This window comes from Desulfovermiculus halophilus DSM 18834 (assembly GCF_000620765.1).
GTDB classification, from domain to species: domain Bacteria; phylum Desulfobacterota; class Desulfovibrionia; order Desulfovibrionales; family Desulfothermaceae; genus Desulfovermiculus; species Desulfovermiculus halophilus.
Genome location: NZ_JIAK01000048.1, coordinates 1 through 5,198, shown reverse-complemented (window position 1 = coordinate 5,198; position 5,198 = coordinate 1). Strand labels below are relative to the sequence as shown.

Annotated in this window: 6 protein-coding genes; 1 reads left to right on the top strand and 5 read right to left on the bottom strand. The window is 43.4% G+C overall.

Annotated features, from left to right (window positions below):
• Positions 1-191: hypothetical protein (locus N902_RS20275; RefSeq protein WP_034622621.1), on the top strand; the 191-nt coding region annotated here is incomplete at its 5' end.
• An 86-nt stretch (positions 192-277) separates the two neighbouring features.
• Here N902_RS20275 and N902_RS18070 read toward each other — a convergent pair.
• From N902_RS18070 to N902_RS18065, 5 genes are all read right to left on the bottom strand, one after another.
• Positions 278-1,186 (bottom strand): glycosyltransferase, encoded by a 909-nt coding sequence (locus N902_RS18070; protein ID WP_051564614.1) that lies wholly within the window; start codon positions 1,184-1,186, stop codon positions 278-280.
• A gap of 30 nt (positions 1,187-1,216) precedes the next feature.
• Positions 1,217-2,239, bottom strand: a complete 1,023-nt coding sequence (locus N902_RS0114015) for a polysaccharide deacetylase family protein (protein WP_027371420.1) — start codon at positions 2,237-2,239, stop codon at positions 1,217-1,219.
• A 24-nt stretch (positions 2,240-2,263) separates the two neighbouring features.
• Positions 2,264-3,217, bottom strand: a complete 954-nt coding sequence (locus N902_RS19825; protein WP_208596338.1) for a carboxylate--amine ligase — start codon at positions 3,215-3,217, stop codon at positions 2,264-2,266.
• Between the two features lie 205 nt (positions 3,218-3,422).
• Positions 3,423-4,406 (bottom strand): glycosyltransferase, encoded by a 984-nt coding sequence (locus N902_RS0114000; RefSeq protein ID WP_161635196.1) that lies wholly within the window; start codon positions 4,404-4,406, stop codon positions 3,423-3,425.
• A 578-nt stretch (positions 4,407-4,984) separates the two neighbouring features.
• Positions 4,985-5,198, bottom strand: a 214-nt coding sequence (locus tag N902_RS18065; RefSeq protein WP_034622995.1) for an ATP-binding protein, incomplete at its 5' end; no start/stop codon positions are given.

Here is a 5,198-nt window from a genome sequence, read left to right as displayed (position 1 = left end):
CGTGTTTGGAAAACAGGCCTGAGCTTTTTTTTATTCCTGTCTTAAGTGCTTTCACAGGTCATGGGCTCACCAAACAAGCTTTGTTTTTGGCCTATGACGCTTCAGCTATGCGCGAAAATAGCAACCAAATGAACTCCCAGGGCGCTGGGGTAGTGAAAATAGGGCCTTGTCTACAATTTGTTGCTAAATAATTCAACGGTAACCAACCATGACTGATGACTCGAAAAATGGGGAAGAAATTAGCATGGGATATCAACAGGTAGCAGAGTGGGTCTCTTTAAAACCCGGCATGGGTGGGTCCGGTGTGTGTCGGCGGTAACACTACAACCGGAACGCCACGCACCATGGCTTCGAGGACACTCAGAGGAATCCCCTCATGTAGAGATGTATTCACATATACATCCAGCCGGGAAAAAAAATCTTCCATTTTGTCCATATGGCCAAGAAAGTCAAAGTAATTTTCCAGGCCGTATCCGTGAACTCTTTCCTTCAAAACATCCATTTCCGGTCCATCTCCAGCCAGCACAAAGCGTACGCTCGGGACTTCTTGATGAACCCTTATCGCCATGTCGATAAACAGGGAATAGTTTTTGACTGGGCACAAACGGCCACACGTCCCGATAACAAACTCGCCGCCTTTGTACTTTGAGGCCAACGTTGGAGGATGTACCCCATTATGAATAACGACAACTTTTCCTGGACCGGACAAAAAATCGGAGAGCATGGTGTATTTCATTTCGTCGGAAACCGCCACAGTACAGTCAAAGCATCGGGTCAAAAATCTAAAGTTGACCTGCCGTATTGCCCAACCCTTAAGAGAAAAAGACTTTCCGAACTTTTCGGGCATTCCGTGCTGCGTTCTGACAAGTCCAATCTTTTGCTCTCCCCTTGTGGCAAGATAGGCCAACAAATTTTCCTTGTAGCGGTGGGAGTGGACCAGGTCCGGTTGAAACGCCTCCAGCTCTTTTTTCAGTTCAAAGAGGAGTCCTGGAAATGACCTTTTGTTCTCGTCTATGACAGTGCTTGGAATTCCCAAGCTCTCAATTTCCCTGGCCGGACGGCCGGGGTTTAATACTACAGCGCGAAGCTCCACTCCAGCACAACCTTGAAGTCCCTGAAGCAGGTTTATAGCCATGACTTCGGCACCAGCCCACAGGTCGCCAGAAAGAACATGCATGACTTTCATGGTCTTACATCTGCCTCGACTCTCGATTTATCAACAGATTCCCAGCAGTCGACACCCAAGCAGACCCTCATGGGCAGACATGTCCTGATGGATACCTACTCTTTTCAAAGCAAAACGATCACCTTGCGGAAAATTGATACCGTATCTAGTCGTACAGGCAGTTGAGTATCCAGCATCTTGGACTAACTCCTTAATTTTCACAGAGTAATTACCGTTCGGGTAGCAGAAGGGAATGAATTCGGAGTGGACGGCTTTTTCTTGAATAAGTTTTTGCCTGGATTCTTTTAATTCGGTCTGTATTACCCCGGAGTCCAGATGGGTTAAAATCTGATGTCGGACTGTATGAGAACCGAAATCAATCAAGTCACTCGCTTGAGCCTCTCTGACCTCTTTCCAGGTCAAAAATCTACGCTCAGATCTTGAAAATCCCCCTGCAAGCAAGGCAAGTTCACACAATACCTTCTCTATCCGTTCCTCAATCTCCCCCTTCAGAAGGTTAATGGAATACTCGATCCACTCCGGCAAGTTGGACTGATTACAAAGAATCCTATGCACAAGCGGATCTTCACTCCGATTTGAACCAACTGCTTTTCCGGTAGATGAACTTTCAATTTTCTTGAGAAGTTGGGCTAAACGGTCTGTCCAAAATGTGCAGTTGCTGCCAATAAATCCGGTCGGCAAAAACACAGTAGCCGGTACTTGGTATTTGCGAAGAATAGGAAAAGCGAAGTCGTAAAAATCTCGCCAACCATCATCAAAGGTCACGATACACCGAGGTTTTTTACACCGCTTGACTTCCGCGGACGACAGCGTCTGCAACGACTCCATCTCAAACCGGACGGATAGAAAGCGAAGATGTTGATCGAAGGTTTCTGGTAACACGTACATACCAGGCTGAACAGTCTCATCCGCCATCTTAGCTGGTATGATGCGGTGGTACATAAGAACAAAAAATCTGTCAGAGGGTATGGCTTGTATTTTACGATCCACTATTCCAGCAGAATGAAGCATTCTGGCCCAATAGTACTTGAGCCAATATCCTATTCTTCCCATGCGCCCTCTATGATACCTGGTGACTCACTTCCGCAAATCACGAACGTACTGTTTGAGTTCAAAGAAAAACGGCTTGGGATCGCTCCATTTAAAAACCTCATTCTGAATCGATGAGCGAAAAAAATCTGTGCAGAAATTAAAAAACACCTTGGATTTTGCTGGAGCATCCTCGGGCAATGACAGCAGGCTGGATCTGTTTTTAAGCCTGATAAGCAAATGATCCAAATCCCCCAGTTCCCAACGGGAACGTAGTCCAGTTCTATAGCTAGCTGGACCACTGCAATCTTTTCCCAGGGCCATTTTGTACAGCAAATACGGAAAATCTACTCCTGCAGAAATTGCCAATTGCAATGATCCCCAAAATCGAGCATTGACTTCCATGAGCTTTGGCCGGTTGTCTCGTTTGTCCACCTTAAACTCGACCATGCCTACTCCTGTCCAACCAACCCGCTGAAAAAGACGCTTTGCAGCATCCAAGGCTTCATGTGGCGGATCAATGCTTTCACAAACAACGCTCACTCCCCCTGATGGCGGCTTTTCTCTGATCCGTCGGTGGGCAAAAAATGCCTCAGTTTGACCTTGATTGCACAGAAGAAAAATCCCGACTCCTGGTCCATGAATCCTTTCTTGAATCAAGAAGGAATGAGAATCGAACGGGGTAGTTGCAGCTATACGCATGAAATCGTCAGCTGTTTGGGCATACCTCACACTGGTTTTAAGCCACCCATGTGAGGTATGTATCCGAGACAATGCTGGCTTGAGCACAGCGGGCAAAGGAATGTGCGCCGCAATACTGGAAAAGTTGGGATCAATGTCTTTTCCCTGGCAAAAAATGGTATATGGGTGAGAAATGTCCAATTCCTGAGCAATACGAAAGAGGTATGATTTATCGGATAGTTGCTTATAGGCCGTATCGGCCCCAAAAGGAAAAATGTGGTTTTGTTTTATGATTGCTTGAGACTGAAAACTCTCGATCATCCCTATATCCGTAGTTGGAATTATGACCAAGGGTTCCTGAACCTTGGAGAGCACATCATCAAGTTTTCCACAACGGTGATACTTTTGAGAGCAGTATTTTGATGCTCCGCTTAAGCTTCTCAGTTCTCCATTTTCACATATGCAAACTTTCACCCCCCGGCCCCCCAAGGAACGAGCACAGGCAAGTGTTGACTTGAGGTTTGGATCAATAAGGAGCACTTTCATCATGTAAACTGGAGATTTCGGTTTTGAGGTTCGTAAATCTTTTCGACCAATCAATGGCTAGTTTTTCTTTGAGGCTACTAACCGCATCGCAATAGTATGCATAGTTATCTACTATTGTATTGATAGCCGAGGCAATCTGTTCAGGAGAATTATCAACATACACAACCCCTTTAGAAAAATATGAGCGGATTGTCGTAGTGTTTGACAGTATCATCGGTTTATTGAGAGCCAAAGCTTCATACGATCCACAGTTTAGCAAATACTCTTTTTTTGTTAAAACAACAATAATATCGCAAGATTGCATGTAGCTAAAATAATCAGACTCGTCAATATAATCCGTAAGTATAACATTTTTTGGACATAATTTATGCAATTTAATTTTTATTTTCCCGCTAATATAAATATACCAACTTTTATTTATCAATCTCCCTGCTTCTATAACACTATAATAAGGCTCATCATCACTATATGTATTGACTACAAATATATTTACATCACCGCCCATTTTTTTTTCATATAAATTTGTGATTTTAGGTATTTTATCTTGAAGAACGAAGGATCGTCCACCCCAATTTTCAATTTTATCCTTCAGATAATTGTTGGTAACTATTGTTAAATCTGTTTTTTTTGCTGTAAATCGACTAACAAGAAAAAATATTTTCCATTTTATTTTTGGTGAATTTTTGTTTTCAAACTTGAAATTAGAATGCCTATCAGCTATAAGCTTATATTTAAATAAAGGACGAAAAAAAATCAAAATAAAGTTTAAAATTATTGATGGATTCTGACAAAAAAGTATATCCGGTCTACGCACAACAAGTGTATGTAATGTTAATAAAGTTAACTTTATATACCGAACTAACCAAAAACATTCACAATCATGAATTATAATTTCCACGTCAAGTGCATGTGCAAGCTCTAAAGATCTTCTCTGTTTTTCCCAGCTTATCCAGGCTGCTTTCATAAGCTTCTGCCATACCATTGTTGTATAGTGCAGTTGCATTTTCATTGGAGTGTCAGCTGATTCTCAATCGTCATTGCGAGCGAAGCGCAACCTTCCCGGGGCAGGACAAGATTGCCACGCACCTTCCATATACTTATAAGTTCATACAATTTAAACATTTAAACGCAATTATCGGTCATCACAAGTAAAGGATAGACCAGTAGGAGTTTCCATTCATCATTTACAGACCGGTTTGATATGCCGTATAGCTCATGTCCTCGATCGGACATTGCAAAGTGCAAACAAATACGCGACAACCGGCCAGGGTCAGACCTCACCCTTCATATTAATGAGAGCAAAAAGTTGTTTACTTTTTGCGCGCAGCACACAGATGCGCGGGAAATAAATTCCCGCTTTCGTCATGCCCGAGTCCCGCCATAGGTAGGACTACTAATTGGTGCGAAATGTAAAAAAGATTTCGCACCTGTCATTGACCACCCCAATGGAGCCACCCATGATCGGCTAATCGGGCCACCCTATGATCGCCCTAATGGGGCCAGTTTTAAGTGGCCATCTTGAGGTTGCGAACCCCCCATTTTTTAGGCTGATTTTTGGCTTTTTTCCACCTCTTTTTTGAGAGCTTGGTTTGGCTTTGGTTTCCTGTAGCTGGGCCCATCCAAATAGACCAGGTAGGCATCATGCCGGAGTCTATCGATGGTAGCTGATCCCAAAAGCTTGTTTTCAAAGGCCCGGTCCCATTCCTGGAAATCAAGGTTGCTTGTAATGATGGTGGATGCATGTTCATATCTTTGG